Annotated in this window: 25 protein-coding genes, 2 pseudogenes and 1 riboswitch; of the genes and pseudogenes, 8 read left to right on the top strand and 19 right to left on the bottom strand. The window is 67.0% G+C overall.

The window, feature by feature from the left end; translation table 11 throughout:
• Positions 1-29 precede the first annotated feature (29 nt).
• The 6 genes from ASC78_RS03740 to ASC78_RS03715 are packed head-to-tail and all read right to left on the bottom strand — an operon-like array spanning position 30 to position 6,626.
• On the bottom strand, positions 30-812 hold the full coding sequence (locus ASC78_RS03740; protein WP_055796590.1) for an ABC transporter ATP-binding protein: 783 nt from the start codon (positions 810-812) through the stop codon (positions 30-32).
• Positions 809-1,819 carry a FecCD family ABC transporter permease gene (locus ASC78_RS03735; protein ID WP_055796587.1) on the bottom strand — a complete coding sequence of 337 codons (1,011 nt, stop codon included), beginning with the start codon at positions 1,817-1,819 and terminating at the stop codon, positions 809-811. The genes ASC78_RS03740 and ASC78_RS03735 overlap by 4 nt, the downstream gene beginning before the upstream one ends.
• 14 nt (positions 1,820-1,833) lie before the next feature.
• Positions 1,834-2,703 carry an ABC transporter substrate-binding protein gene (locus tag ASC78_RS03730; protein ID WP_055796585.1) on the bottom strand — a complete coding sequence of 290 codons (870 nt, stop codon included), beginning with the start codon at positions 2,701-2,703 and terminating at the stop codon, positions 1,834-1,836.
• Positions 2,700-3,281, bottom strand: coding sequence for a bifunctional adenosylcobinamide kinase/adenosylcobinamide-phosphate guanylyltransferase (locus ASC78_RS03725; RefSeq protein ID WP_082517423.1), 582 nt, complete (start codon positions 3,279-3,281; stop codon positions 2,700-2,702). The genes ASC78_RS03730 and ASC78_RS03725 overlap by 4 nt, the downstream gene beginning before the upstream one ends.
• Positions 3,268-4,692 carry a cobyrinate a,c-diamide synthase gene (locus ASC78_RS03720; RefSeq protein WP_055796579.1) on the bottom strand — a complete coding sequence of 475 codons (1,425 nt, stop codon included), beginning with the start codon at positions 4,690-4,692 and terminating at the stop codon, positions 3,268-3,270. Before ASC78_RS03720 ends, ASC78_RS03725 begins: the two co-directional genes overlap by 14 nt.
• Positions 4,677-6,626 (bottom strand): TonB-dependent receptor domain-containing protein, encoded by a 1,950-nt coding sequence (locus ASC78_RS03715; protein ID WP_055796576.1) that lies wholly within the window; start codon positions 6,624-6,626, stop codon positions 4,677-4,679. The genes ASC78_RS03720 and ASC78_RS03715 overlap by 16 nt, the downstream gene beginning before the upstream one ends.
• Before the next feature lie 93 nt (positions 6,627-6,719).
• Positions 6,720-6,968: riboswitch (cobalamin riboswitch) on the bottom strand.
• 70 nt (positions 6,969-7,038) lie between these two features.
• Here ASC78_RS03715 and ASC78_RS03710 point away from each other — a divergent pair.
• From ASC78_RS03710 to ASC78_RS03695, 4 genes are all read left to right on the top strand, one after another.
• Positions 7,039-7,263, top strand: a complete 225-nt coding sequence (locus ASC78_RS03710) for a hypothetical protein (RefSeq protein WP_055796573.1) — start codon at positions 7,039-7,041, stop codon at positions 7,261-7,263.
• Positions 7,260-7,607, top strand: a complete 348-nt coding sequence (locus tag ASC78_RS03705) for a cell division protein ZapA (RefSeq protein ID WP_055796570.1) — start codon at positions 7,260-7,262, stop codon at positions 7,605-7,607. Before ASC78_RS03710 ends, ASC78_RS03705 begins: the two co-directional genes overlap by 4 nt.
• Positions 7,608-7,845: 238 nt before the next feature.
• The gene (locus ASC78_RS03700; protein ID WP_200934258.1) at positions 7,846-8,709 is read left to right on the top strand and encodes a sulfite exporter TauE/SafE family protein; all 864 of its coding nucleotides are present in this window, start codon (positions 7,846-7,848) and stop codon (positions 8,707-8,709) included.
• Positions 8,710-8,785: 76 nt separating this feature from the next.
• A complete protein-coding gene (locus ASC78_RS03695) occupies positions 8,786-9,211 on the top strand; it encodes a universal stress protein (RefSeq protein ID WP_055796566.1) in 426 nt (141 codons plus the stop codon).
• Between the two features lie 20 nt (positions 9,212-9,231).
• Here ASC78_RS03695 and ASC78_RS03690 read toward each other — a convergent pair whose 3' ends face one another.
• Positions 9,232-10,194 carry a helix-turn-helix domain-containing protein gene (locus tag ASC78_RS03690; RefSeq protein WP_055796564.1) on the bottom strand — a complete coding sequence of 321 codons (963 nt, stop codon included), beginning with the start codon at positions 10,192-10,194 and terminating at the stop codon, positions 9,232-9,234.
• A 184-nt stretch (positions 10,195-10,378) separates the two neighbouring features.
• Here ASC78_RS03690 and ASC78_RS03685 point away from each other — a divergent pair, with 184 nt between their 5' ends.
• Together ASC78_RS03685 and ASC78_RS03680 are read left to right on the top strand one after the other, a co-directional pair.
• Positions 10,379-11,428 carry a carbon-nitrogen hydrolase family protein gene (locus ASC78_RS03685; protein WP_055796561.1) on the top strand — a complete coding sequence of 350 codons (1,050 nt, stop codon included), beginning with the start codon at positions 10,379-10,381 and terminating at the stop codon, positions 11,426-11,428.
• Between the two features lie 17 nt (positions 11,429-11,445).
• A complete protein-coding gene (locus ASC78_RS03680) occupies positions 11,446-12,507 on the top strand; it encodes a phenylacetaldoxime dehydratase family protein (protein ID WP_055796559.1) in 1,062 nt (353 codons plus the stop codon).
• A 53-nt stretch (positions 12,508-12,560) separates the two neighbouring features.
• Here ASC78_RS03680 and ASC78_RS03675 read toward each other — a convergent pair whose 3' ends face one another.
• The 7 genes from ASC78_RS03675 to ASC78_RS03645 form a co-directional block, all read right to left on the bottom strand.
• A complete protein-coding gene (locus ASC78_RS03675; RefSeq protein ID WP_055796556.1) occupies positions 12,561-14,096 on the bottom strand; it encodes a malonate--CoA ligase in 1,536 nt (511 codons plus the stop codon).
• An 11-nt stretch (positions 14,097-14,107) separates the two neighbouring features.
• Positions 14,108-14,887, bottom strand: coding sequence for an enoyl-CoA hydratase/isomerase family protein (locus ASC78_RS03670; protein ID WP_055796552.1), 780 nt, complete (start codon positions 14,885-14,887; stop codon positions 14,108-14,110).
• A complete protein-coding gene (locus tag ASC78_RS03665; RefSeq protein WP_055796550.1) occupies positions 14,887-15,879 on the bottom strand; it encodes a Bug family tripartite tricarboxylate transporter substrate binding protein in 993 nt (330 codons plus the stop codon). The genes ASC78_RS03670 and ASC78_RS03665 overlap by 1 nt, the downstream gene beginning before the upstream one ends.
• A gap of 78 nt (positions 15,880-15,957) precedes the next feature.
• Positions 15,958-17,433 (bottom strand): malonyl-CoA decarboxylase, encoded by a 1,476-nt coding sequence (locus ASC78_RS03660; RefSeq protein WP_055796547.1) that lies wholly within the window; start codon positions 17,431-17,433, stop codon positions 15,958-15,960.
• 49 nt (positions 17,434-17,482) lie between these two features.
• Positions 17,483-18,151 (bottom strand): GntR family transcriptional regulator, encoded by a 669-nt coding sequence (locus ASC78_RS03655; protein ID WP_055796544.1) that lies wholly within the window; start codon positions 18,149-18,151, stop codon positions 17,483-17,485.
• Between the two features lie 124 nt (positions 18,152-18,275).
• Positions 18,276-19,097 carry a prolipoprotein diacylglyceryl transferase gene (gene lgt, locus ASC78_RS03650; RefSeq protein ID WP_055796542.1) on the bottom strand — a complete coding sequence of 274 codons (822 nt, stop codon included), beginning with the start codon at positions 19,095-19,097 and terminating at the stop codon, positions 18,276-18,278.
• A gap of 54 nt (positions 19,098-19,151) precedes the next feature.
• The gene (locus ASC78_RS03645; protein ID WP_055796539.1) at positions 19,152-20,090 is read right to left on the bottom strand and encodes a LysR family transcriptional regulator; all 939 of its coding nucleotides are present in this window, start codon (positions 20,088-20,090) and stop codon (positions 19,152-19,154) included.
• A 102-nt stretch (positions 20,091-20,192) separates the two neighbouring features.
• On the opposite strand from ASC78_RS03645, the gene ilvD reads away from it, so the two are divergent.
• Complete coding sequence (gene ilvD / locus ASC78_RS03640; protein WP_055796536.1) at positions 20,193-21,887, top strand: dihydroxy-acid dehydratase; 1,695 nt, start codon at positions 20,193-20,195, stop codon at positions 21,885-21,887.
• Between the two features lie 7 nt (positions 21,888-21,894).
• On the opposite strand, the gene ASC78_RS03635 is transcribed toward ilvD, so the two are convergent.
• Positions 21,895-22,716, bottom strand: a complete 822-nt coding sequence (locus ASC78_RS03635; RefSeq protein ID WP_055796533.1) for a DUF3592 domain-containing protein — start codon at positions 22,714-22,716, stop codon at positions 21,895-21,897.
• Between the two features lie 50 nt (positions 22,717-22,766).
• On the bottom strand, positions 22,767-23,021 hold the full coding sequence (locus tag ASC78_RS03630; RefSeq protein ID WP_055796531.1) for a TIGR04438 family Trp-rich protein: 255 nt from the start codon (positions 23,019-23,021) through the stop codon (positions 22,767-22,769).
• 108 nt (positions 23,022-23,129) lie between these two features.
• On the opposite strand from ASC78_RS03630, the gene ASC78_RS03625 reads away from it, so the two are divergent.
• The gene (locus ASC78_RS03625; RefSeq protein ID WP_055796528.1) at positions 23,130-23,435 is read left to right on the top strand and encodes a c-type cytochrome; all 306 of its coding nucleotides are present in this window, start codon (positions 23,130-23,132) and stop codon (positions 23,433-23,435) included.
• A gap of 27 nt (positions 23,436-23,462) precedes the next feature.
• On the opposite strand, the gene ASC78_RS03620 is transcribed toward ASC78_RS03625, so the two are convergent.
• From ASC78_RS03620 to ASC78_RS27860, 3 genes and pseudogenes are all read right to left on the bottom strand, one after another.
• Positions 23,463-23,963: a hypothetical protein gene (locus ASC78_RS03620; protein ID WP_055796525.1), complete on the bottom strand. Its 501-nt coding sequence runs from the start codon at positions 23,961-23,963 to the stop codon at positions 23,463-23,465.
• Positions 23,964-24,102: 139 nt separating this feature from the next.
• Positions 24,103-24,684 (bottom strand): annotated as a pseudogene (locus tag ASC78_RS27865) (AMP-binding enzyme); the annotation flags it as partial.
• Between the two features lies 1 nt (position 24,685).
• A pseudogene (locus tag ASC78_RS27860) lies at positions 24,686-25,177 on the bottom strand (AMP-binding protein); the annotation flags it as partial.

Below are 25,177 nucleotides of genomic sequence, written 5' to 3'. Positions count from 1 at the left end.
GATTTATGTAGGCCTTGTGTTGATGTTCGTCAGTTCGGCAGCGCGATCCATTGATCGGCCACGCGGTGCACGCGGATGCGATGGTCGAACACCTCTTCGAGCGCGGCGTGGGTGGCCGGGTCGCTGCTGCCGCCATGGTGCACCACGCGGCCGTGGTTCATTACCACCAGTTCGTCGGCGGCCAGCGCCATCGGGAGTTCGTGCAGCACGCTGACCACGGTGCGGCCTCCGGCCACCAGCGCGCGCGTGGTCTGCATCCAGTCGGCCTGGTGCGGCGGATCGAGGTTGGCGAGGGGCTCGTCCATCAGCAGCAGTTCGGCTTCCACGGCCAGCGCACGGGCGAGCAGCACGCGCTGGCGCTCGCCGCCCGAAAGCTGGCCCAGCGGCCGTTCGCGCCACTCCCAGGCCTGGGTGCTGCGCAGCGCGCGCTCTACCGCCTCGCGGTCGTCCTTGCTCGGCGCAGCGAGCCAACGCTGGTGCGGCAGGCGTCCGAGCATGGCAATGTCGTAGACCATCAGGTCGTCGGCACTGCCCTCGCCCGCCGCGCCGCTCTGGCCGAGCCACGACAGGCGCTGTGCGCGAACGCGGCCCGGCACCTTGGTCGAGGGTTCGCCGAAGAGAAAGACATCGCCGCGATGCGGGAGCAACCCCGCCAGCGCCTTGAGCAAGGTCGACTTGCCCGCGCCGTTCGGCCCGACGATGCTGGTCCAGCGCGCGGCGCCCAGCTTCAGGTCGATGCCGTGCAGCACCTCGGCAGTGCCGAGCGTGGCGCTCACGCCTCGCGCTTCGAGTGCGGAGAAATTACCGCTCATGCCACGCCCCCTCGCGCGCCGCGCCTGTGCATCAGCCACAGCAAATAGCTGCCGCCGAGCACGGCCGTGAGCACACCCACGGGCAGTTCCTGCGGCGCGATGAGCCAGCGCGCCAGCAGGTCGGCGGCCATCAGCAGCAAGCCGCCCATAGCAGCCGACAGCACGATCAAACCGGCGTGCGTGGTCTTGACCACGGAGCGCACGAGATGCGGCGCGGCCAGGCCCACGAAAGCGATCAAGCCGGTCTGCGCCACAGCCGCGCCGGTGGCCAATGCGAGCACCACCACCAATGCGGCGCGCATCGCACCCAGCGGGAGGCCCAGGCTGCGGGCCGTCGCTTCTCCGAGCGCAAGTCCGTCGAGCACCGGCGCGAGTGCCCAGGCCAGCAGCAGGCAGGCCGCGCCGACCGCGGCCATCACGGCGCACGCGCTCCAGCCGACCAGGCCGGTGCTGCCCAGGATGAAACCCTGCAGCGCCTGCAGGATGTCGGCCGAGGCGATGGTGATCAGGTCCTTGGCGGCACCGAGCACCACGCCGACGATCACGCCCGCGAGCAGCAGCCGCAAGGTCTGCTGCACCCCGCGCGCCAGCATCAGCGTGAGCATCACCGCGCATACCGCGCCCACGAAAGCCGCTCCAGTGAGCCCGAGGCGCATCGCCCATTGCATGCTGGCGGCCGAACCGCCGAACAGCATGAGCGCCACGGCCACGCCCAGCGACGCGCCCGAAGCGCTGCCGAGCAGGTAGGGATCGGCCAGCGGATTGCGGAACAGCCCCTGGGCCACCGAACCCGCGAGGCCGAGCAGTGCACCCGCAAGCCACGCGCCGAGCGTGCGCGGCAGCCGGATGTCCCAGACGATTTGCAGCGCCACCGCATCGTGCCGCGCCGCCAGCAGGCTCTGAAAGCCAGTGCTGCCGATGCCCAGTCCGAAAACCGCCAATGCGCTGCCCACGCCCAACAGGGCGATGCCGAAGAGCCAGACGCGGCGCCGATGGTGCGTGTGCATGAGATTCGCGCGGCTCAACCGGCTTTCTCCGCGATGCATCGGGCCATGAGCCTCGCGGCCTCGTCCATGCGCGGACCGGGGCGCACGAGCACGTCGGCCTGCGCGGCATCGAAGCGGCAGATACGCCCTTCGCGCACGGCGCGAATGCCGCTCCAGCCCGGGCGCTGCTCCATGCCCGCGGCGCTGCGCACGCTGACCATGATGAGATCGGGATTGGCGCGAACCACGTACTCGGGGTTGAGCTTGGGAAACGGACCGAGCGACGCGGGCACGATGTTCTTCATGCCCAGGCGCGTGAGCGTCTCGCCGATGAACGAAGACTCGCCGGCCGCATAGGGCGCGCTGTTGACCTCGAAGTAGACGCGCTGCCCCTTCGCGGCGGCCGGCAGCGACTCTGCCGCGGCCGACACGCTGGCATCGATCACGCGCCAGATGTTCGCAGCCTCGTGGGTGCCGAGCACCTGGTCGAGCTTGTCGAGCACGCGCCGCACGTCGGCATGGCTCTTGGGTTCGAGCACCACGACCTTGAGGCCCAGCGCTTCGAGCCGCTGCGTCACGCGCGACGACTTGGCAAGCAGCACCACATCGGGCCGCAATGCGACGATGGCTTCGACATTGGGGTCGATTCCGCCGCCCAGCCGAGGCAAGGCAAGCACCGCGTTCGGCGAGTTGGAATAGTTGTCGGTACCCACCAGCCGCGAACATGCGCCCAGTGCGCAAACCCCTTCAGTCAGTGACGGCAGGAGCGTGACGATGCGCTGCGGCGGTTGCGGCAGGCTCACCGTCACGCCGCGCTCGTCGACCACGTCGAGAGCATGCGCCGCCATCGCAAAAGCGCCCAGGCCGATGGCGAGCGAGAAAGATCGGATCCAGTGTTTTGTCATGTGGCGGGCGCCTTCAAGGTCAGCGGCAATCCGGCCACCATCAGCGTGACCCGGCCGCACGCGGCCGCCACGTCCTGGTTGAGGCGGCCCAACGCGTCGACGAAGGCCCGCGTTTCGCCGCCAAGCGGAATCACGCCCAGGCCGATCTCATTGCCGACCAGCACCACCGGTCCGCGTGCTTCACGCAGCGCGACGAGCAGCATGGCGACATGCGTCGCCGGCGTGCGCGTGATCGGCCTCGCCGATTCGGAACGCAGCGGCATCAGCAGGTTGGTGAGCCAGAGCGTGAGGCAGTCGATCACCACCAGCGTGTCGGCCGCACTCTGGGTGACGATTTCGCGCGCCAGCTCGACGGGTTCTTCCACGGTGCGCATGTCGGGCACGCGCTGCGCGCGGTCGGCCTGATGGCGTGCGATGCGCTCGCGCATCTCGTCGTCGTGGGCTTGGCCCGTGGCAATGAGCACGGCGCGCCGCGTTGCGGGCGCTTCGGCCAGCCAGGCGATGGCGCGCTGTTCGGCGCGCCGCGACTTGCCGCTCTTCTGGCCGCCGAGGATGAGTTCGTGCTCAAGCATGGGCATGTGCATTTTCCTCCGGGGTTTTGCGTTCAAGTTCGATGGGTACGGCGCCGAACAGTTTGGCGGTCGCTTCGGGACTGGAAGCGAACCACGCGTGGAAATAGCTCGCACGCACCGGGCCGTGCACATAGAGGGCTTCGCCGGCGCGTGCGCCCGCAGCCGCCGCCGCATCTGGCTTGGCTGTGAACGCGGCCGGCACCAGCGATGTTTCGCAGCTCGAATAGTGGAAGGTGTGCCCACGCAGAACATGGGCACCCAAGCGCAGTTGCTGGGGACCCAGTGCAGTCAGCCGCTTGTGCATCGTCACGCGGCCGGGCAGCAGGCCCCAGAGCGGGTGCGCTGCGCCGTCGGCAGCTTGCAGTTCTTCGAACAGCGCCATCATGCCGCCGCATTCGGCCCATACGGGCTTGCCCGCCGCGACGTGCGCGGCAAGCGCGTCGCGTAGCGCGGTGCGGGCCGAGAGCGCCTTTGCATGCAGCTCGGGATAGCCGCCGGGAAGCCAGACCGCATCGCACGCGGGCAACGCGTCTCCGGCGAGCGGCGAGAAAAAAACGACCCGCGCACCCAGTGCCGCGAGCACGTCGAGGTTGGCGGGATAGATGAAGGCAAAGGCCGCATCGCGCGCGACGGCGATGGTGCGTCCTTCGAGCAAGCGGTCGACAAGTGCCCCCGACTCGACTGTGGGCGCCTCGAAGCGAACCTGCGGCAATTCATGCAGCGCGCGCCGGCCGAGGGGCGTTGCAGCGAGCGCATCGGCCGCCGCATCGAGCCGCGCCGTCGCGTCGCCGAGTTCATGCGCCCCGACGAGGCCCAGGTGCCGCTCGGGCAATGAAAAATCGGCGCCACGCGGCAAGGCGCCGAGCCATTGCGCCGGTTCGCGCAGGGCTTCTTCGAGCATGGCGGCGTGCCGCTCGCCGGCCACGCGGTTGGCCAGCACGCCGGCCCATGGCAGCGCGGGGCGGAAATTCTGCAACCCGTAAGCCAGCGCACCGAAGGTACCGGCCATGGCTTGCGCATCGATCACGGCCAGCACGGGCAGGCCGAAGCGCTCGGCCAGGTCCGCCGCGCTCGGCGTGCCGTCGAAGAGGCCCATCACGCCTTCGACGATCAGCAGGTCGGCCTCGCCGGCTGCCGCATGCAGCCGCCGCCGGCAATCGGCCTCGCCTGTCATCCAGAGGTCGAGCGAGTGCACCGGCGCGCCGCTCGCGAGCGCCAGCCAGTGCGGGTCGAGAAAATCGGGGCCGCACTTGAAGACCCGCACGCGACGGCCCTGGCGCACGTGCAGCCGCGCCAGCGCGGCCGCCACGGTGGTCTTGCCCTGCCCCGAAGCCGGCGCCGCCACCAGCACGGCGGCGCAGGTATGCACGACACTCGTAGCGCCGTTCGCCCCGGGTTGGCTTATTGCGGTGTCCACTTCAGGCCGATGTAAGCGTTGCGGCCGCCGGTAGCGTAGCCGCGTGCAAGCGTGTAGTCCTTGTCGCCCACATTGTCGACGCGGGCCACCAGGCCGATGTCGCGCGTGATCTGCGTGCTGGCCACCAGGTTCAGCACCGTGTAGCCGCCCAGGGTGCGGGTGTTGGCCGCATCGTCGAAGCGCTTGCTCGACGATTGGATCTCGGCACCCAGCGTCCAGCCGGCCACGCGCCAGTCGGCGCCCAGCGTGCCGTGTCGACGGGCGCGGCGCGCCAGCAGGTTGTCGGTGTCCAAATCGCGCGGATCCTGGAAGTCCGCCGATGCGCGCAAGGTCACGTCGCCGATGCGATGCCCGCCCGACAGCGTCACGCCCTGGTAGCGGGCACGCGCGGTACTGGCATAGCAGCCGAAGTCGGAGCGGCAGTTGGTGGCCGAACCGTCGAACACGATCAGGTTGTTGACGCGGTTCTGGTAGACGACGATGCCCGCATGCGTGCCGCCATCGGTGTACTGCAGTCCCAGCTCGACGTTGCGGCCCGACTCGGGCTTGAGGCTGGGCGTACCGTATTCGCTGAAGCGCTGGTATAGCGTGGGCGCGCGGAAAGACGTTCCAGCCGACACGGTGGCGCGCAGCTTGGGAGTGATGGAGAAGCCGTAGGCCGCGCTGCCGGTGGTCTTGCCGCCGAATTCGCTGTCGTCGTCGCGGCGCACGTGCAGTTGAAGCGAATGCGCACCTTGCACGAAGCCGTAGCCGAGCGAAACCGCATCTTGCGAGCGCTTGCTGGAGAGCAGGCCGCTGCTGGTGGTCGGGGCGTTTTCCAGCGCGTCTTCGCGGCGTTCGAGCGAGGCCGTCACCAGGTGCGGGCCGAAGCGGAATTCGTTCTGGAACAGGTAGCCGCGCAGATTTGTCTCGGTGCGATAGAACGAAGGCTGCGTCTTGTAGACCGATTGCGAATCGGTGACCTGCACGCGCGTGCTGTACACATCGTTCCACTTGGCCGACCACGAAAGCCCGGCCGTGCGCAGCGTGTTGTTGCCGATGTCGTTCCTGAACTGGATCGGCGGGCGGGCCCTGGCGCTGACCTGTGCGTCGTAGCCAGCTTCCATGTCGCTGTAGAGCAGCGTGGCGTCGAGCCGCTGGTCGGGAGTGAGCTGGTAGCCGAGCCGCAGGTTGCCGGAGTTGCTGCGGTAGCCATCGCGATCAGGGCTGGTGTAACCGTCTCTGGAGGGCGTGCGCTTGTCCAGAGGCTGCACGTTGAAGCCCCTGCTCTCCTCATGCGCAACACCCAGCGAATAGTCCAGCGCGCCGGACTTTCCGCTCACGCCGGCCTCGGCCTTGCGCAGGCCGTGGCTGCCGAAGCCGACGCCCGCATAGGGTGACACGCCTTCTTCGCCGCGCTTGGTGAAGAGCTGGATCACGCCGCCCACGGCGTCGGAGCCATACACGGCGGCAGCCGGGCCGCGAAGCACTTCGATGCGGTCGATCTGCGAGAGGGGAATGCTCTCCCAGCCGGCGCCGCCGGTCGATTGCGAGTCGACACGCACGCCATCGACGTACACGGCCGTGAAGCGCGTCTCCGCGCCGCGAATGTAGAGGCTGGTGGTGTTGCCCACGCCGCCGTTGCGCGTGATCTCGATGCCGGGCAGGCGCGCCAGCACGTCGGCCACGCCGACCGCCCCGCTGCGCTCGATGGTCTGCCGGTCGACGACCGATACGTCGGCAACCAGATCCGACAGCGGCTGCGGCGTGCGGTTGGCCGTGACCACGGTTTCCCCGAGCGAAGGGGCGGCTGCGACTTGCTGCGCATGCGCCGCCAGCGGCAGTTGGAAGAGCGCCATGCCGCCGAAAGCGGAGGCCAGCGCAAGCGGCAGGCAGGCAAGGCGGCGACGGCGCGCGGGAACACGGCCGAGGGAAAGGGAACCACAGGAAGTCATGAATGGAGCGAACGAACGTCTATGCCCGTCGCCGGCCTCCCCGCCAGCGTTTGGGCGCAATGGCTGCCTCATGCATCGAAATCGATCGCGCATGCGGCAGCCGCCTCGTTGGCCGGTATCCGGGCTGGCAGTACGACCCCACCGCCTTCCCAGGTGCCTGTTTCAGGGCACCCAGTGGCTGGATGGATGAGGTTGACGCTCGCGGCGTCGACTGCTTGACCGTTGCGGGGGCAGCGCAGGCGGCTTCGGCCCGGTTCCGTTTCCGGTGGGCGTTCACTCCTGCTTCCCGTTGAACCGCGGCATGTGAACCACGCCGCAGGCACCAACGGGCAGGATTTTAAGGGCCTTCGACCGTGCAGTAAGCCAAAAGTTGCGCGGCCCGTGGTTCGGCGGGAAACTACAATCGCCAACCATGCCCGCCTCCAGCCCCATCGACCAGATCGCCGAGCGTGTGGACCGCCTGCTCGTGCGTCATGAAGAGGTGCAGCGCACCAATGCGCTGCTGCAGGAGCAGGTCGAAGCGCTCACGCGCGAGCGCGACGCACTCAAGTCGCGGCTCGCCGCGGCCCGCACGCGCCTCGACGCGCTGCTCGAGCGGCTGCCGGCCGAACCACCTTCCGAAGATTCCCCCGCATGAAGCAGATCGAAGTTCAAATCATGGGCCAGAGCTATCTGCTCGGCTGCCCCGACGGCGGCGAGGCGCAGTTGCGCGACGCGGTCGATCGCGTGGACGCCGCCATGTGCAAGATCCGCGATGCGGGCAAGGTCAAGGCGCGCGACCGCATCGCGGTGCTGGCCTCGCTGAACCTGGCCTTTGACCTGGCCGCGCAGCAAGCCGCCGCCGCAACCGCAGCGGCATCCGCACCTGCTGCTGCCTCTGCCGAGGGCGACGCCGGCGACACCGGCGACGCCGATGCCAAGGCTGCACAACTCATCCAGAAACTCGATCAAGCCCTCGCGGGCGACGACCATTTACTCTGAGCGGCGGCGCCCGGCCCGCCAGAGGCGTAAAATCCGAACTGTCTGCGGTGCGCGTCGGGCTTAATATTTCCTTGTTCCAATGCTCTCCGGAGCCGGGCTTGGTACATCGCTTGACGGGCGTGATCATCTCGCGTTAGATGAACCCGAAGTCTTGCTGCCCTCGCCCACCTGAACCCTGGTTCAGGATGCGGGTTCGGCGCCCACTTGCAGACACCTTTTTCGTTCATACGGCCCCTGCATGCACTGCACGGGGCCGTTGCTTTTTTTCAAGGCCCGCTGCGTGACTTCCCTGCTCGACCCCGTCCTGATCGCTGAATTGGTCGCGCTCGGCCTGGGCACCGGTTTTCTGGCCGGCCTGCTCGGCATCGGCGGAGGGATGCTCATGGTGCCGTTCATCACGATCATCATGGGCCACCGCGGCGTTGCGTCCGATCTGGCGGTGAAGATGGCCATCGCCACCTCGATGGCCACGATCATCTTCACCTCGGTGTCCAGCGTGCGTGCGCACCACAAGCGCGGCGCGGTGCGCTGGGACATCGTGCGGCGCCTTGCGCCCGGCATCGTCATCGGCAGCCTGCTGGGCAGCCTCGGTGTGTTCGCGCTGCTCAAGGGCACGGTACTGGCCATCGTCTTCGCGCTGTTCGTGGGCTTCTCGGCCACGCAGATGTTCCTCGACCGCAAACCCAAGCCTACGCGCCAGATGCCGGGCACCGCGGGGCAGTTGTCGGCGGGCGGCGCCATCGGCTTCATCTCGGGCCTGGTGGGCGCGGGCGGCGGCTTCGTCAGTGTGCCGTTCATGACCTGGTGCAACATCTCCATTCACAACGCCGTCGCCACCAGCGCCGCGCTGGGCTTTCCGATTGCAGTGGCAAACGTGCTGGGGTATGTGGTCAGCGGGCAATCGGTGCAGGGCCTTCCGGGTGGCTCGTTCGGCTACATCTGGCTGCCCGCACTCGCGGTAATCGCGGTGTGCAGCGTGCTCACCGCGCCGCTGGGCGCGAAGGCCGCACACAACCTGCCAGTCAAAAAGCTCAAGCGCGTGTTCGCGAGCATCTTGTACCTGCTGGCGGCCTACATGCTCTGGAAGGGCCTGCAGGGCTAGGCCCTCTGGCCTAAAGCCCCTTGGCTCGCGGGTGACACCCGTTGCGACACCGCGGCCCCGGCCGTATAACGGTCGCATGAAAATCCTCATCGCCGTCGACGGCAGCGCCTACACGCAAAAGGCGCTCAGCTACCTCCTCGCCAACCGCGCCATGTTCGTAGATGGCCACGAGCTGACCATCGTGCATGTCTGCACCGGCATCTCGGGCCACGTTGCGCGCCACCTCAGCAAAGAGGTGATCGCCGACTACTACGCCGAGGAAAACGCCAAGGTCATCGAGCCCGTGAAGGCGCAGTTCGCGGAGAACGGCGTCACCAACTACACGGTCGACAAGCGCCATGGACACGCGGCGGAAGAGATCCTCAAGTCGGCCGCCGCGTCACACGCCGAGCTCATCGTGCTCGGCACCCACGGCCACGGCATTTTTGGCCGTGCGTTGATGGGCTCGGTGGCCACCAAGGTGATTTCGGAGACCGACACCACCGTGATGCTGGTGCAGTAGCAGGCACCAAGCCCTTTCAGCTATTGCACGCGCTGCTGCCGCCACTCCCGCGGCGAGCAGCCGAAGCGTTCGCGGAAGGCGCGGCTGAAGTGCGCCGCGTCGTTGAAGCCGCGGCTGTAGGCAATGTCGGCCACCGGCCGTCCGGCCATGCGGGGCTCGAGCAGGTCTCGGCTGCAGGCTTCGAGCCGCCGTTCCCAGATGTACTGAGACGGCGTGAGCGGCTCGCTCTTGAAGATGCGGTGGATGTGGCTTGCCGACACGCCAAGCTCCGCCGCGAGGCTTCCCACCGAAAGCGATGGATCGGCCAGTTGCGCGTCGATGCGGCGCTTCACGCGCGCCAGGTGGTACGCCGTGAGACTGCTCAGCCCCGGCGAGCGCGCCGCGGGCAGCGTCTGCAGGCCCGCAACCAGAATGCTTTGCACGCCGTTGGCCACCGCGAGCGCAGAGGCCGGTTGCAGCGTATCGATGTCTTCGCGCAGCGTGCGGATCATGCCGAGCAGCAGGTGCCCCGCGCCTTCGCGGCCCGAGACGGTGGTGGCCGTCAGCGCCTCGGTGTCGTGGAGTTCGCTGCGCAGGCGTTCGCCGGGCAGCTTGAGAACGATCTGCTCGAAGCTGTCGTCGAACAGCAGCTCATAGGGCCGGGTGCTGTCGTACAGCGCAAAGTCGCCCGACGCCAGCACGGCATCGCGACCGTCCTGCCGCACCACGCCGTGCCCGCGCGCCTGGATGCTGACCAGGAAGTAGTCGTCGCCCGAGCGCGAGATGTGGCCTGGCGTGCGCATGACCTTCTGCGGCCCTGACTTGACGACCGACACGTCGAGGCTCGGCAGCGTGTGCTGTCGAATGCTGCCTTCGAAGTGGCCCGCGCCGCCCTCGCGCACCGGGTCGCAACCGAGCTGCACATAGACGTTGCAGATCATGTCTGTCCAGTAGGCGAGCCGCTGGTCGCGCGGGACGGCATCGGTGCTGAGCAACTGGTTCATCGGGGGTCCTTGGGGTTCCTTGGGGGAGTCGGCATGCAACGCTGGAACAAGAACGCCGCAAGTTCGGATCAAGGCGTTTCGCGGCGGCGAATCTACGCTTGAAGCAACCCGCATGCCACCGCGCAAACCCGGTGCGGCGTGTGCGAAGTTGTTTCATCACCCCCAAAGCTCCTGGAGATCCGCCATGCCCACCACCGTTCATCCCAAGCTTCGCGTTGCTGCCGTGCAGGCCGCACCCGTGTTCCTCGACCTCGACGGCACCATCGACAAGACCATCGACCTCATGGCCCAGGCCGCAAGCCAGGGCGTGAAGCTCATTGCCTTTCCCGAAACCTGGGTGCCGGGCTACCCCTGGTGGATCTGGCTCGACTCGCCGGCCTGGGGCATGCAGTTCGTGCAGCGCTACCACGACAACGCGCTGGTCGTCGGCTCCAGTGAGTTCGACCGCATCAGGGAAGCCGCGCGCAAGCACAAGATCTGGGTGTCGCTCGGCTACAGCGAAAAGGCCGCCGGCAGCCTCTACATTGCCCAGGCGCTGTTCGACGATGAGGGCAACACGGTGCAGACGCGCCGCAAGCTCAAGCCCACGCACGTGGAGCGCACCGTGTTCGGCGAAGGTGACGGCTCCGACCTGGCCGTGGTCGAGACACCCATCGGCAACATCGGATCGCTCTCGTGCTGGGAGCATCTTCAGCCGCTCAGCAAGTATGCGATGTATGCGCAGAACGAGCAGATCCACTGCGGTGCCTGGCCCAGCTTCTCGCTCTACCGCGGCGCGGCCTACGCGCTCGGCCCCGAGCTCAACAACGCCGCGAGCCAGGTGTACGCGGCCGAGGGGCAGTGCTTCGTCGTTGCGCCGTGTGCCACCGTGTCGCAGGCAATGAGTGACCTGATGTGCACCGACGCGGGTAAGCAGCAGATGCTGCGCGTCGGCGGCGGCTATGCGCGCATCTACGCGCCCGACGGCTCGCCGCTTGGCACGCCACTCGCCGAAGACGAGGAAGGGCTGGTGATTGCCGACATCGACCTGGGAATGATCGCGCTCGCCAAGGCGGCGGCCGACCCGAGCGGCCACTATTCACGGCCCGACGTCACGCAGCTGCTGCTGAACAAGACACGCCGCGAGCCCGTGGTGCTGCGGCGCGCGCCCGAGGTCGAAGGCGGTGCCTTCGAAGCCATCGTCGCCACGCCCGAGCCGGCAGCGGCGCCGCGCCAGCAGCCGCTGGCCGCCTGAAGCACCGGAGCCACGCCATGGAATCCGCCATTGCCGAGCACCTGAAGTGCCCCCGCACGCGCCACCGCCGCGTGGAGGACGACTATGCGCCGCCCTACCCCGTCTGGTCGGCCCGCGCGCCGGCCGCGGTCACGCAGGTCGTGATGGGCTATTTCGGAGTGCAGTCGCGTGGGGCCGAAATGCGGGGCCGCGCATGCGCGGCGCTGATGAAGATCGCAGCCGGCTTCGCCCTGCCCGACGGTCCCGGCCACCATGATTTCGCGCACCACGTCGACGCCGACGGCTACGACAACATGATCGCCGTCGCCTACTGGAGCGACCCCGCGGCGCACGCGCGATGGTGTGCGACACCCGAGATCGATGCCTGGTGGCGCTCCGACGAGCGGCTGATGGAGGGCCTCGGCTACTTCCGCGAAATCGTTTCGCCGCGTGCCGAGCACTTCGAAACCATGTTCAACACGCCGGACCGCCTCGAAGGCGTGGGCGTGGTGATGGGCGGCGTGAGCGGCGAACTGCAGGAGCACGGCTACTGGGGTTCGATGCGCGACCGCATCCCGTTGTCGCAGACCGATGCCATGGCGCCTTCGGGCACACGCGCCATCACCCTGGGCACTCCCGCGCCAGGGGAGCGGGTGCGCGTGGCGGGCCACGAGAACATCGCGATGATCCGTTCCGGCCAGGAGTGGGCCGACACCACGGGCCAGGAACGCGCGCTCTATCTCGGCGAAATGGAACCCGTGCTGCGCGAAGGCATGGACTTCTTGCGCGACCAGGGCCTGGGCATCGGCTGCTACAGCAACCGCTACATGCACCACCTCGACGCCAAGGGTTCGCCGCTGGAGAAATCGTTCGGCCTGAGCTTCTGGCGCTCGCTCGCCGACATGGAGCGCTGGGCCGAATCGCATCCCACGCACGTCGCGATCTTCGGCAGCTTCATGCGCTACGTGCAGGCGCTGAACTTCCAGCTGCAGCTGCGCGTGTACCACGAGGTGTCGGTGCTGAAGGCGGACGAGCAGAGCTATGAATACATCAACTGCCATGCGCGCAGCGGGCTCATGAACGGGGCGCGCGTGGCCTGAGCAGTTGCCCAGCGCCGCGCACCGCAACCCGCGCGTGCTGCCAAGGCGAGGCCTTAAGCGAACAGCCCCTTGTGCTGCTCTCGCAGCAGCGCCTTCTGCACCTTGCCCATCGCGTTGCGTGGCAGTTCGCCGACGACGAAGCAGCGCTTCGGAATCTTGAAGTTCGCGAGTTTCGACTTGAGTTCCGCAACGATGGCATCGGCGTCGAGCACCCCGCCCGCCTTGGGAATGACGACGGCGACCCCGACTTCGCCGAAGTCGGGGTGCGGCACGCCGACCACGGCGCTCTCGGCCACGCCGGGGAGCTCATTGATGTAGCCCTCGATCTCGGCCGGGTAGACGTTGTAGCCACCGCTGATGATCAAGTCCTTGCTGCGCCCGACGATGGTGATGTAGCCACGGCCGTCGATCTTGCCGACGTCGCCGGTCTTGAAGAAACCGTCGGCGGTGAATTCTTCTTTCGTCTTTTCGGGCATGCGCCAGTAGCCCGCAAACACATTGGGGCCGCTGACCTGGATGTTGCCGATCTCGTCGGTCGTGCAGTCGCGGCCGCTGTCGTCGCGCACGCGCAGCTGCACGCCGGGCAAAGCAAAGCCGACCGTACCGCCGCGGCGCTCCCCCTGCGCGGGGCCGTAGGGGTTGGAGGTGAGCATCACCGTCTCGCTCATGCCGTAGCGCTCCAGAATGGTGTGGCCGGTGCGCTCGCGCCACTCGTCGAAAGTTTCGATGAGCAACGGCGCGGAGCCCGCGATGAAGAGGCGCATGTTGCGCACCGCTTCGCGCGTGAGACCCGGTTCGGCCAGCAGTCGCACGTAGAGCGTGGGAACGCCCATGAACACGGTGGCTTCGGGCAGCTTCTCGACCACGCGCTTCGGGTCGAATTTCGAGAACCAGATCATCTTGCTGCCGTTCAGCAGGGCACCGTGCAACGCGACGAAGAGGCCGTGCACGTGGAAGATGGGCAGCGCATGGATCAGCACGTCGCCTTGGGTCCAGCCCCAGTAGTCCTTGAGCACCTCGGCGTTCGACAGCAGGTTGCCATGCGTGAGCATCGCGCCCTTGCTGCGGCCGGTGGTGCCGCTGGTATAGAGAATGGCGGCGAGGTCGTCGGCTTTCTTCTTTGCAATCGCGTGCTGGTCACTGCACTGCGCGGCCACTTCCAGCAGCGTGCCAGTGCGGTTGTCGTCGAGCGTGAACACATGCCGTGTGCCCGCCGCGTTGGCAATGGGTCCGACCCACGAGGCATTGCGGCTGGTGCACACCACCACGGCCGGTTCGGCGTTGTCGATGAAGTATTCGATCTCGGCGCTTTGATAGGCGGTGTTGAGCGGCAGGAACACGTAGCCCGCGCGCAGCGTGGCGAGATAGAGAATCATCGCCTCGACCGACTTCTCGACCTGCACCGCGATGCGGGCGCCCTCCTCCAGGTCCAATGCGCCGAGCAGGTTGGCCATCATGGCGCTGGCACGGTCGAGGTCTCGCCATGAATAGAACAGGCCGTTGTCGGTCTCTACGGCAATGCTGTCGAGGTCGTCAGGAAAGGCCGCGCGCAGGGCGGCAAACAGGTTGGCGTTGGCTTTCGTCTTCATCGGGCGGGTCTTCAGAATTTCGGTGTGCGCTTGGCAAGAAAGGCGTCGATGCCTTCGCGGTGTTCGGCGGAGTCGGCGTAATCGTAGGCGGTTGCGAGCAGGCTCTCCGTCGAATGCGCGCCGGCCTTCAGCATGGCGAAGGTGCGCTTGTGCAGTCGCGCGGCCTGCGGCGCCAACGCTGCGATGCGCGCGGCATGGGCCTGTGCGGCGGCCACCACCTCGTTGTCGGGCAGCACTTGCAGCAGAAAGCCGGCATCGTACAGCCGCTGTGCGCCGTGCACGCCGGTGGCCAGCAGCATGTCGCGCGCCAGCACGTCGCCGATGGCGCCATGGACCAGCGCGGCCTCTCGCGGCGCCATCGGAAAGCCGAGCTTCGCGATGGGTGCGCCAAATCTGGAGGAAGCGCCCGCAAGGCGGATGTCGCAGCAGCTCGCAATCTCCAGGCCGGCGCCCATGCACGCGCCTTCGATCTGCGCGACCATGGGCAGCGGGCAATCGAGCATGGCCTGGAGCGCGCCCCAGACCTCGTTCTCGTGAAATTCGCGCAGGCTGGCTTCGTCGAAGCGGAACGACGGGTATTCGGAAATGTCGCCGCCGGCGCAGAAGGCGCCGCCCTCGCCGCGAACCACGACGCAGCGCAGCTCGGCATCGTCCCCCTGGCGGATGCCGTCGAACACCGCACGCAGTTCAAACCACATGCCGCGCGTCATGGCATTGAGGCGCCCCGCGTTCGAAAGAGTGACGAACGCAACGGCGCCCTCGCGGCGCAGTGAAACGTGTCGCTCGTCCATCACTCGAGCTTGGCGCCCGAGGCCTTCACCACCTTGGCCCAGCGCTTGATCTCGGAGTTGACGAAGCCGCCATACGAACCCATGGTGAGGTTCGGAATCTCGGAACCGTTCTGGGTCCAGATGGCCTTGAGCTCATCGCTGGCCAGCGCCTTTTTCATGTCGTCGACGATGCGCGCCTGCAGGTCGGCCGGCGTGCCCTTGGGGGCCCACAGGCCATACCACGTCGTGACCGTGTAGTCGGGTAGGCCCACCTCGGCGGCGCAGGGCACGTCGGGAAACGCCGGGTTGCGCTTGCTGCCCGCGACCATCAGCGCCTTGATGCGCCCGCCCTTGATGTGCTGCGACGAAGAACCGAGGCCGTCGAACATCAGGTCGACGTTGCCGGCAATCAGGTCGGACAGCGCCGGGCCCGCCCCGCGGTAGGGAATGTGCGTGATGAAGGTGTTGGTCTGCAGCTTGAACAGTTCGCCCGCCAGGTGGTGCGACGTGCCCGCACCGGCCGAGCCGTAGTTGAGCTTGCCGGGGCTGCGCTTGGCGGCGGCAACGAATTCCTGCAAGGTGTTGGCCGTGACGCGGCGCGGGTTGACCACCACCACTTGAGGCACGTTGGCCAACAGCATCAGCGGCACGAAGTCTTTTTCGAGGTCGTAGTCGAGCTTGGGGTAAATCGATGGCGCGATGGCGTGGTGCACCGCGCCCATGAAGAGCGTGTAGCCGTCGGGCTGCGCCTTGGATGCGATGCTGGCACCCACCGTGCCGCCGGCGCCGCCGCGGTTGTCGATGACCAGCGTCTGGCCGGTGACCTTGGCGAACTGCGCCGAGAGCGGACGCGCGAAGGCATCGGTGCCGCCGCCGGCCGGAAACGGCACGATCATGTTCACCGGCCGGGTCGGCCAGTTACTCCCCTGCGCACGCGCGCCGCCACCGCACAGAACGGCGGCACCAGCCGCGGCCAGACGCAGCACATCGCGTCGTTGAAAACTCTGGGTCATCTGTCATCTCCTGTCGTTGTGGATTGCCGCGCCATGCGGCCGCCGGCACTTCGCGCGCCGAACTTCTTCTTTCAGAACTCAGCCCTTCTTGAAAAACAGGCTTTCAACATCTCCCGATACCGCGACCTTCCCCTCGGCCAGCCACGCGCGATGCTTGTCGAGCCGTTTCAGATCGTAGAGGTAATTCACCATCAGTCCGTAAGACTGCTTCTGCCCTTTGGGCGAGGGATCGCCGCCCCAGTTGAGGCGTTCCACGCGGGCGCCGTTGCCCAAGTGGAAGCGCGCCACCGGATCGGCCGGTGTGCCGTCGATCAGCGTGTGGCCCAGGTATTCAGCGGCGGCCTGCAACAGCCACTGGCGCAGCGGCGACCTGGCGTCCAGGGTGGCGGCGTCGCCGTCCACCGCAGCGAGCAGGCGATCGGCGGTGGGCGGCAGCGAACCGATCAGCCGGCCGAGCTCGGCTTCGCGTTTTTCGTCCAGGCGCTGCAGCAAGTCCGCGGCGTTCTTCGCGAGCCAGCTGCGAAAGCCGGGAACCGGCGAGAGCGTGGCAAAGACCTTGAGGCGCGGCAGCTCGTCCTGCAGCGTCTCGACCACGCGCTTGATGAGCGAATCGCCGAAACTCACGCCGCGCAGGCCGTTCTGGGTATTGCTGATCGAATAGAAAATGGCCGTGGTGGCCTTGGCCGGAAGGATCGGCACAGCGGTCTCGTCGAGCAGCGGCGTGATGCCCTCGCTGATGCGGTCGACCAGCGCCACCTCGACGAAGATCAGCGGCTCGTTGGGCAGCCGCGGGTGGAAGAAGCCGTAGCAGCGGCGATCGCTGTCGTCGAGCCGGTTCTTCACGTCGGTCCAGCTCTTGATGTCGTGCACGGCCTCGTAGCGGATCAGCTTCTCGATCAGCGACGCCGGCGAATTCCAGTCGATCCGGCGAAGTTCGAGAAACGCGACGTCGAACCAGGTGGAGAACAGGTGCTCCAGTTCGGCGTCCAGCGCGATCAGCCGCTTGTCGGACTTGAGGAAAGGCAGCAGTTCGGCACGCAGGTCGACCAGGAAACGCATGCCTTCGGGCTCGACCGCGAAGCGCTGCAGCAGGCGCATGCGCGGCGAGACCAGCGCGCGCCGCAGCTTGAGTTCGGCCTGGCCTTCGTCGGGCGTTCCCACTGCGGCCTGGTGCTGGTCGCGCGCGGACTTGAGCTTGTGCGGATCGGCCGCGAAATGCTCGCTCATCAGCGCCCAATAATCGCGCCGCTCCTCGGGGGTGGCGCTGGCGTACGCGGTGGCAATGGCATGCGCCCTGCGCCCGCCCTCGACCTCGCTCACGCGCGGATCGATCACGGCCTGCAAGGCGGCGAGCACGCGGCGCAGCGCGCGCGGCGACAAGGCTTCGTCGGCCTTGCGCAGAGTAGCCTGCATGCGCTCGGCAGTGGAACGCAGGCTCGGCTTGGCGGCGGACTTGGACGCACCGCGGGCGGCGCCCTCGAGGGCCACCGGCACCTTGTTGCCGGACTTCTCGCCAGAGCGCAATCGCGCCTGGAACCATTCGGTCGCACTCATCGACAAACTCCAATGTTGTGAGGTGCGGGGAGGTCTTTTTCCATGTCGTTCATGACATTACCCTGGATTTCTGTTGCCGCGCCACCTCGCGCAGCGCTTCGCGCTGCCGCGTCAGGTGCGTGCGCATGGCCGCATCCGCGCCGTCGCTGTCGCGCGCCTTGAGTGCCGCGAACACCGCCAGGTGCTCCGACAGGCTCTGCTCGAGCCGGCCCGGCGCATGCAGCTGCTGGAGGCGCGCGAGTTTGAGGATCTTGCGCAAGTCGCCGATCACCTGCGCCAGCCATCTGTTGTCAGCCAGCTGGATGATCGCCTCGTGAATGAGGTGGTTGGTGGCGTAGTAATCGTTGATGCGCTTGGACTTGGCGTGTCGCACCAGCCGTTCGTGCAGCGCATCGAGCTCGTGCAGCTCGGAATCGCTTGCGTTGCGCGCGGCTTCGTAGGCGCAACGGCCTTCGAGCAGCGCAATGACCGGAAATATCTCGTCGAGATCGCGCTCCGTTACCTCGCGCACGAAGCAGCCGCGCCGCGGTTCATGCCGCAACAGGCCTTCGGCCGTGAGCACCTTGAGCGCCTCCCGCAAGGGGGTGCGCGAGATCGACAGCCTCTCGCACAGTGCGGCTTCGTCCAGGAAGCTGCCCGGTGCCAACGCGCCCGCGAAAATCTGCTCGCGCAGCGTGGCGGCCACTTCGTCGTGCAGGGAGTTGGGGACCAGGCGCATGAGGATGTGAAACGCGGGGCAGGCGTAATTTCCTGTAATTACGCGTAATTGTGAATCCGCGATGAACGCGGCACAAGGCCGCGCGGCGCGCCCGCGGCCCGTGCTTACCCTGAGTGCCGGAGGCTCAGGCCGTCGCCGGCTGGCGGCGCTGCGCCGCCCAGATCCACAGGCCGATGCCGAAGATCACCATCGGCACGCTGAGCCACTGCCCCTGGCTCAGGTTGAGCGCGCGCAAACCCAGAAAATCATCCGGCTCGCGGAAATATTCGGCAATGAATCGCAGCGCGCCATAGCCGATCATGAACACCGCGGCCACCTGCCCTTGCTTGCGTTCCTTGCGAGCGTACAGCCACATGATGACGAACAGCAGAAGCCCCTCGAGCAGGAACTGGTAGACCTGCGAGGGATGGCGCGGCAGCATTGAGCCGCTCTGCGGAAACACCATGCCCCACGGCAGGTCGGGGCTGCTGAAGCGCCCCCAGAGCTCGCCGTTGATGAAGTTGCCCACACGGCCGGCGGCCAGGCCCGTCGGCACGCAGGGCGAGACGAAATCCATCACCTGCCAGAACGGCCGGGCACGCGAACGTGCGAACCAGAGCATCGCGCCGATCACGCCCAGCAGGCCGCCGTGAAAGCTCATGCCGCCCTGCCACACGTAAAGAATCTGCAGCGGATTCGCGAGATAGAAGTCGGGCTTGTAGAACAGGCAGTAGCCAAGCCGGCCACCCACGATGACGCCCATCACGCCAAGAAAGAGAATGTCCTCGATGTCCTTGCGCTGCCACGCGCCCGCGCCGACCAGCGAGCGATACGGCTCGTGCCTGAGGCGGCGCGTGCCCAGAAAATAAAACAGCGCGAACGCGGCCAGGTAGGTCAGGCCGTACCAGTGAATGGCAACAGGCCCGAGCTGCAGGGCGACGGGATTGATCTGCGGATACATGAGCATGGCGCCGATTGTGCCCCGGTCGAGTGACCCTCTCCGGGCGCAACCGCGGACCGCTCAACCGCCCTTGTGCGTGCGCTCGCGCACGAACTCCACGAATCGCTCCAACGCCGGATGCGTGGCGCGCGCGGGCCAGACGAGGCTGGTTTCGCAGGCGGGCAGCGCCACGCGGCCGCGCCCGGCGCCTTTGAACTCCTGAGCCTGGCGATAGATCACGCCCGCGCGCCGGAACTGCATCACGCTGTGCGGCACCCAGGCTATGCCGATGCCACCGGAGACGAGATTGACGATGGTCTGCATCTGGATCGCTTCTTGGGCCACCTGCGGCACGCGGCCGGCCGAGTGATAGAGGCCAAAGATGGCGTCGTGCAGCGAAGGCACGATGCGGCGCGGAAAGATCACCAGCGGCTCGGCCAGCACCTCGGCCAACGGCACAGGCGCAGCGCCCGCCAGCCGGTGCTGCGCCGGCATGGCCAGCACCAGCGGCTCCTGTTCCACCGTCAGGCGCGAGAGTCCCGGAGGCGCGGAGCCCGGCGAATGGAGCATGAGCCCGGCGTCGATGTCGCCGCGCGCAAAGGCTTCGAGCTGCACGTCGCCCGTGGCTTCGACCAGTTCGAGCGCCACCTCGGGGCACAGCACGCGGAATTCGCGCACCCAGGCCGGTAATTTTTCGAAGCCGATGGTGGAAACGAAAGCGATGCGCACCCGCCCCACCTGCCCGGCCGCCGCCGCACGCGCGCGCTCTGGAAGGGCCTGGGCCCGCGCCAGCAGCTCGCGCACGTCGGGCAGCAACGCCTCGCCGGCGGGCGTGAGCGCCACGCGCCTGCGCGTGCGGTCGAACAGCAGCACGCCCAATGTTTTTTCGAGCTGGGCAATGGCCTGCGTGACGGGAGGCTGCGTCATGTGCAGGCGTTCGGCGGCGCGGCCGAAATGCAGTTCCTCGGCCACAGCCACGAACTGCCGCCAGGCGCGCAGGTCGATCAAGCTTTCTTTCATATGCCGAGCATATCAATCCGCACTGAAAAACGGATTGGAATGAATCAATGAGAAGTCCGATACTTGGGCTTCCCTCGATCTCCCCACGACACAAGAGACACCATGGACACCAAGCCGATCCAGATCAACCGCCGCAGCGCCAACATCGTCGAAGGCAAGAGCCGCGCGCCCAACCGCTCGATGTTCTATGCCATGGGCTACGAAGAGAGCGACTTCAAGAAACCGATGGTCGGCGTGGCCAACGGCCACAGCACCATCACGCCTTGCAACTCGGGTCTGCAGAAGCTGGCCGACGCGGCCATTGCGGGCATCGAGGAAGCCGGCGGCAACGCGCAGGTGTTCGGCACCCCCACCATTTCCGACGGCATGGCGATGGGCACCGAAGGCATGAAGTATTCGCTGGTGAGCCGCGAAGTCATCTCCGACTGCATCGAGACCTGCGTCGGCGGCCAGTGGATGGACGGCGTGCTGGTGGTCGGCGGCTGCGACAAGAACATGCCCGGCGGCCTCATGGGCATGCTGCGCGCCAATGTGCCGGCCATCTACGTCTACGGCGGCACCATCCTGCCGGGCCGCTACAAGGGGCAAGACCTCAACATCGTGAGCGTGTTCGAAGCGGTGGGCCAAAACGCCGCCGGCAACATGAGCGACGAAGACCTGCACGAGATCGAGAAGCGCGCCATTCCCGGCACGGGCTCCTGCGGCGGCATGTACACGGCCAACACCATGTCCAGCGCGTTCGAGGCGCTGGGTATCTCGCTGCCCTACTCGTCCACCATGGCCAACCCGCACGACGAAAAAGCCAACTCGGCCAAGGAATCGGCCAAGGTGCTGATCGAGGCGATCAAGAAAGACCTGAAGCCGCGCGACATCGTGACCAAGAAGGCCATCGAGAACGCGGTGGCCGTCATCATGGCCACGGGCGGCTCCACCAACGCCGTGCTGCACTTCCTGGCCATCGCGCATGCGGCCGAAGTCGAGTGGTCCATCGACGACTTCGAGCGCATGCGCAAGAAGGTGCCGGTGCTGTGCGACCTGAAGCCCTCGGGCAAGTACCTGGCGGTCGACCTGCACCAGGCCGGCGGCATCCCCCAGGTGATGAAGGTGCTGCTGAATGCGGGCCTGCTGCACGGCGACTGCATCACCATCACGGGCCAGACGATTGCCGAAGTGCTGAAGGACGTGCCCGACGTGCCGCGTGCCGACCAGGACGTGATCCGCCCGATCGACAAGCCCATGTACGACGAAGGCCACCTGGCCATCCTCAAGGGCAACCTGTCGCCAGAAGGCGCAGTCGCCAAGATCACCGGCCTGAAGAACCCGGTTATCACAGGCCCGGCGCGCGTGTTCGACGACGAGCAGTCGGCGCTCAAGGCCATCCTGGACGGCAAGATCAAGGCCGGCGATGTGATGGTGCTGCGCTATCTCGGTCCCAAGGGTGGCCCGGGCATGCCCGAAATGCTGGCCCCCACGGGCGCGCTGATCGGCGCGGGCTTGGGCGAAAGCGTGGGCCTCATTACCGACGGCCGCTTCTCGGGCGGCACCTGGGGCATGGTGGTCGGCCACGTCGCACCCGAGGCAGCGGCAGGCGGCACCATTGCGTTCGTGAACGAAGGCGACTCGATCACCATCGACGCGCACAAACTGGTGCTCGAACTCAACGTGCCCGAAGCCGAACTCGCCAAGCGCCGCGAGGGTTGGAAGCCGCCGGCGCCGCGCTACACGCGTGGCGTGCAGGCCAAGTTCGCTTTCAACGCCTCGAGCGCGAGCTCGGGCGCGGTGCTCGACAAGTTCTGAGGCCCGGTCAGGCCATCATCCACGCGCCGTAGCCAAAGGCCAGGAAGCCAAGGCCCACGATCGCGAGGATGCTGCGAAATTCGAATTCCATCGACGGCGGCAAGCTCTGCACAATGAAGTGCAGCAATGCGCCGGCGCCGATGGTCATGAAGCCGGCACCGAGCGCCCTTCCCAGCCGCTCGTCGGGATAGAAAACGCAGACGGCAAAGCCGGCCACGAAGACAAGGTTGGCCAACACGGTGCCGCGCGTGCGCCAGCGCTGCTGCGCGGGCGTGGCCTTGCGCTCGACCGCCGCGCTAGCCGGGGGGCGCCCCTCCTTGATCGCCATGCCGGTAAAGAAGAGGCCGAACATCGTCGGAAACAGCCCGAAGAGGCCGAATCCCCAGACGGCGCCCCACATGTTCTGGAAATCGGCCACCAGGGCTTGCGCCGGGTCGGCCACGCTGTAGCGCACCTCGACCGGGTCGCCCCATTCCTTGTCCGACAGTCCGCCGCCGAGGCCCTTGACCCGGCGCTTCTGGCCGTCAGGCGCGATGTATTCGACGACGGGGGCGCGCGAGACCGTGGTGCGGCCGTTGCTGTCCTTGCTGCGCTCGTCGACGAACTCGACCAGGCTGCCCTGCACACTGGCCGTGCCCTCAATCGACTGGTAGCGGTGCCAGCCGATCGTTGCCGCGGCGTAGAGGCCCGCAAAGCCGATCAGCAGCGCCCCGATCCCCACGCCCCAGAACATGCCCTTGCGCCATCCTGCGAGACCGCCGATCGCCGGTCCGACCAGGAGCGAGAGCCCGAAGACCAGCATCGCTTGCCGGGTCGCTTCTTCATCCATGGCAGCGCAGCGGTGCAGGCAGCGGTAAGGCCCTGATGCTGCGTACCCGTTCAGCGCTTCGGTCGCTGGCCCTTGCTGCCCGGCAGGCCCATGTTGCTGCGCTGGCGATCGATGCGCGCCTGCTTGCGCCGTTCTTCGCGCTCGATGACCTTGCGCTTGGTATAGCCCGACGAATCGGCCCATGCCCACCATGCCATGGCCATGGCAAAAGGCGACAGCACGATCCACCAGCTCCAGCCGGCAACCATGCCCACCTCCAGGTATTTCAAGCCCACGGCGAGCAGGCCCAGCAGCAGAAAAAGCATCGCGAATCCCTCGGGGTTTTGTTGGAAACGCTTCCGGGCGCCGGTGCACGGCGCTACCTACAATCGCGTTAGATCGAATGTAACCCAGCCATTACGAAATACACCCCCATGAAGAGACTCCTGTCATTCGCGGTCCTGGGACTCGGCCTCGCGGCTCCCGCCTTCGCCGACCTGGCCCTGGCCACGTCGAAAAACTGCATGAGCTGCCACGCGGTCGACCGCAAGGTGCTCGGCCCTTCTTTCAAGGACGTGGCGGCCAAGTACAAGGGCAACGCCGGCGCCGCCGACATGCTCGCGGCAAAGATCATCAAAGGTGGTTCGGGCGTCTGGGGCCCGGTGCCGATGCCAGCCAACAACCAGGTGAGCGAAGCCGACGCCAAGAAGCTCGCCGCCTGGGTGCTGATGGCGCGCTGAGCCTGGACCGACGCCAAGCCCGTATCGTCAAACCCGCGGATCGATATCCGTGGGCAGCGGCCGGCGCTCGATGCGGTCTTCGAGCTGGCCGATGTGCGCGGCCACGGTGTTGTCGGACTGCTCCGAACGCTGGCGCACCACGCTCTCGACCTGTCCCAGCCGAGTCAGCAACGAGGCATGCCGCTCGGCGTTTTGCGCCATGTGCCTGTTCTCTTGCACTTCCAGGAAATTGCGCAGCTCGGTAAAGCGCGAAGCCTCGGCCTTGTCGGCAAGATCGCGCTGCACCTGCATTTCCTTGTTGTGGCGCTTGGCGTCGAGCAACACCGAGCTGTGCAGGTACAGCACGTAGACCAGGAAGAACACACCGAGAGCGATCGTCAGCGCCAGCATCATCAAGCCCAGCGGTGCGGAAATCGTCATGAAGCCCAGCGAGACCGGCACGGGCGCCGACAGTGTTCCCCAGTTGAGCGCGGCAAGGGCCGCGATCAACAGCAGAATGACGAACAGGAAAGCAGATCTCACGCCCATGGGGGGCCTCCTTCGGAAAATCGAACACAACGGAACTCGCCGTGCGCTCTAGGCGCACGGCTGCTCCGCTGGTTTTACCTCAGGCCGCGAGGCGCAATAGCCTCTGCTTTCCAGTAACGGCCGTGTCCTACAGAACCAATCAATTGGTCTGTGACAACTGCTCCAGAATGGCCGGATTCTCCAGCGTGGACGTGTCCTGCGTGATCGCCTCCCCCTTGGCGATGCTGCGCAGCAGGCGCCGCATGATCTTGCCGCTGCGCGTCTTGGGCAGGTTGTCCCCGAAGCGGATGTCCTTGGGCTTGGCAATGGGCCCGATCTCCTTGGCCACCCAGGCACGCAGCTCGTTGGCGATCTGCTTGGCCTCCTCTCCCGTTGGGCGGCTGCGCTTGAGCACCACGAAGGCACACACCGCCTCGCCCGTCACGTCGTCGGGCCGGCCCACCACCGCCGCCTCGGCCACCAGGTCGGTCTTGGACACCAGCGCCGATTCGATCTCCATCGTGCCCAGGCGGTGGCCCGACACATTGAGCACGTCGTCGATGCGCCCGGTGATGCGGAAGTAGCCGCGGTCGGCACTGCGCACCGCGCCATCCCCGGCCAGGTAGATGGTGCCGCCCATCTCCTCGGGGAAGTAGCTCTTCTTGAAGCGCTCGGGGTCGTTCCAGATGGTGCGGATCATCGAGGGCCAGGGCCGCTTGATGACCAGCATGCCGCCCGCGCCNCTCGGGGAAGTAGCTCTTCTTGAAGCGCTCGGGGTCGTTCCAGATGGTGCGGATCATCGAGGGCCAGGGCCGCTTGATGACCAGCATGCCGCCCGCGCCGTTGGGCAGGTCCTTGCCGGTCTCGTCCACGATGGCGGCCATGATGCCCGGCAGCGGCAGGGTGCACGAGCCCGGCACCAGGGGCGTGGCCCCGGGCAGCGGCGTGATCACGTGGCCGCCGGTCTCGGTCTGCCAGAAGGTGTCGACGATCGGACATTGCTCGCGGCCGATATGGCGGTGGTACCACATCCAGGCCTCGGGGTTGATGGGCTCGCCCACCGAGCCGAGGATGCGCAGGCTCGAGAGGTCCCAGTTCTTCGGGTGCACCTTCTCGTCGCCTTCGGCCGCCTTGATGAGCGAGCGGATGGCGGTGGGCGCGGTGTAGAAGACGCTGACCTTGTGCTTCTCGATCATCTGCCAGAAGCGCCGGCATGCGGGAAGGTGGGGATGCCT

Origin of the sequence: Variovorax sp. Root318D1 (assembly GCF_001424835.1) — a bacterium.
Lineage (GTDB): Bacteria > Pseudomonadota > Gammaproteobacteria > Burkholderiales > Burkholderiaceae_C > Variovorax.
The sequence above is the reverse complement of the archived record's forward strand: the minus strand, read 5'-3'. Positions and strand labels throughout refer to the sequence as shown.

Coding starts and splice junctions, on each gene's coding strand:
- ASC78_RS03740 (WP_055796590.1), bottom strand. CDS start 812: ATGAGCGGTAATTTCTCCGCACTCGAAGCGCGAGGCGTGAGCGCCACG.
- ASC78_RS03710 (WP_055796573.1), top strand. CDS start 7,039: ATGCCCGCCTCCAGCCCCATCGACCAGATCGCCGAGCGTGTGGACCGC.
- ilvD (WP_055796536.1), top strand. CDS start 20,193: ATGGACACCAAGCCGATCCAGATCAACCGCCGCAGCGCCAACATCGTC.
- ASC78_RS03645 (WP_055796539.1), bottom strand. CDS start 20,090: ATGAAAGAAAGCTTGATCGACCTGCGCGCCTGGCGGCAGTTCGTGGCT.
- ASC78_RS03700 (WP_200934258.1), top strand. CDS start 7,846: ATGCACTGCACGGGGCCGTTGCTTTTTTTCAAGGCCCGCTGCGTGACT.
- ASC78_RS03655 (WP_055796544.1), bottom strand. CDS start 18,151: ATGCGCCTGGTCCCCAACTCCCTGCACGACGAAGTGGCCGCCACGCTG.
- ASC78_RS03735 (WP_055796587.1), bottom strand. CDS start 1,819: ATGCACACGCACCATCGGCGCCGCGTCTGGCTCTTCGGCATCGCCCTG.
- ASC78_RS03730 (WP_055796585.1), bottom strand. CDS start 2,703: ATGACAAAACACTGGATCCGATCTTTCTCGCTCGCCATCGGCCTGGGC.
- ASC78_RS03705 (WP_055796570.1), top strand. CDS start 7,260: ATGAAGCAGATCGAAGTTCAAATCATGGGCCAGAGCTATCTGCTCGGC.
- ASC78_RS03695 (WP_055796566.1), top strand. CDS start 8,786: ATGAAAATCCTCATCGCCGTCGACGGCAGCGCCTACACGCAAAAGGCG.
- ASC78_RS03635 (WP_055796533.1), bottom strand. CDS start 22,716: ATGGATGAAGAAGCGACCCGGCAAGCGATGCTGGTCTTCGGGCTCTCG.
- lgt (WP_055796542.1), bottom strand. CDS start 19,097: ATGCTCATGTATCCGCAGATCAATCCCGTCGCCCTGCAGCTCGGGCCT.
- ASC78_RS03690 (WP_055796564.1), bottom strand. CDS start 10,194: ATGAACCAGTTGCTCAGCACCGATGCCGTCCCGCGCGACCAGCGGCTC.
- ASC78_RS03670 (WP_055796552.1), bottom strand. CDS start 14,887: ATGGACGAGCGACACGTTTCACTGCGCCGCGAGGGCGCCGTTGCGTTC.
- ASC78_RS03680 (WP_055796559.1), top strand. CDS start 11,446: ATGGAATCCGCCATTGCCGAGCACCTGAAGTGCCCCCGCACGCGCCAC.
- ASC78_RS03685 (WP_055796561.1), top strand. CDS start 10,379: ATGCCCACCACCGTTCATCCCAAGCTTCGCGTTGCTGCCGTGCAGGCC.
- ASC78_RS03675 (WP_055796556.1), bottom strand. CDS start 14,096: ATGAAGACGAAAGCCAACGCCAACCTGTTTGCCGCCCTGCGCGCGGCC.
- ASC78_RS03660 (WP_055796547.1), bottom strand. CDS start 17,433: ATGAGTGCGACCGAATGGTTCCAGGCGCGATTGCGCTCTGGCGAGAAG.
- ASC78_RS03715 (WP_055796576.1), bottom strand. CDS start 6,626: ATGACTTCCTGTGGTTCCCTTTCCCTCGGCCGTGTTCCCGCGCGCCGT.
- ASC78_RS03620 (WP_055796525.1), bottom strand. CDS start 23,963: ATGGGCGTGAGATCTGCTTTCCTGTTCGTCATTCTGCTGTTGATCGCG.
- ASC78_RS03665 (WP_055796550.1), bottom strand. CDS start 15,879: ATGACCCAGAGTTTTCAACGACGCGATGTGCTGCGTCTGGCCGCGGCT.
- ASC78_RS03630 (WP_055796531.1), bottom strand. CDS start 23,021: ATGCTTTTTCTGCTGCTGGGCCTGCTCGCCGTGGGCTTGAAATACCTG.
- ASC78_RS03625 (WP_055796528.1), top strand. CDS start 23,130: ATGAAGAGACTCCTGTCATTCGCGGTCCTGGGACTCGGCCTCGCGGCT.
- ASC78_RS03725 (WP_082517423.1), bottom strand. CDS start 3,281: ATGCCCATGCTTGAGCACGAACTCATCCTCGGCGGCCAGAAGAGCGGC.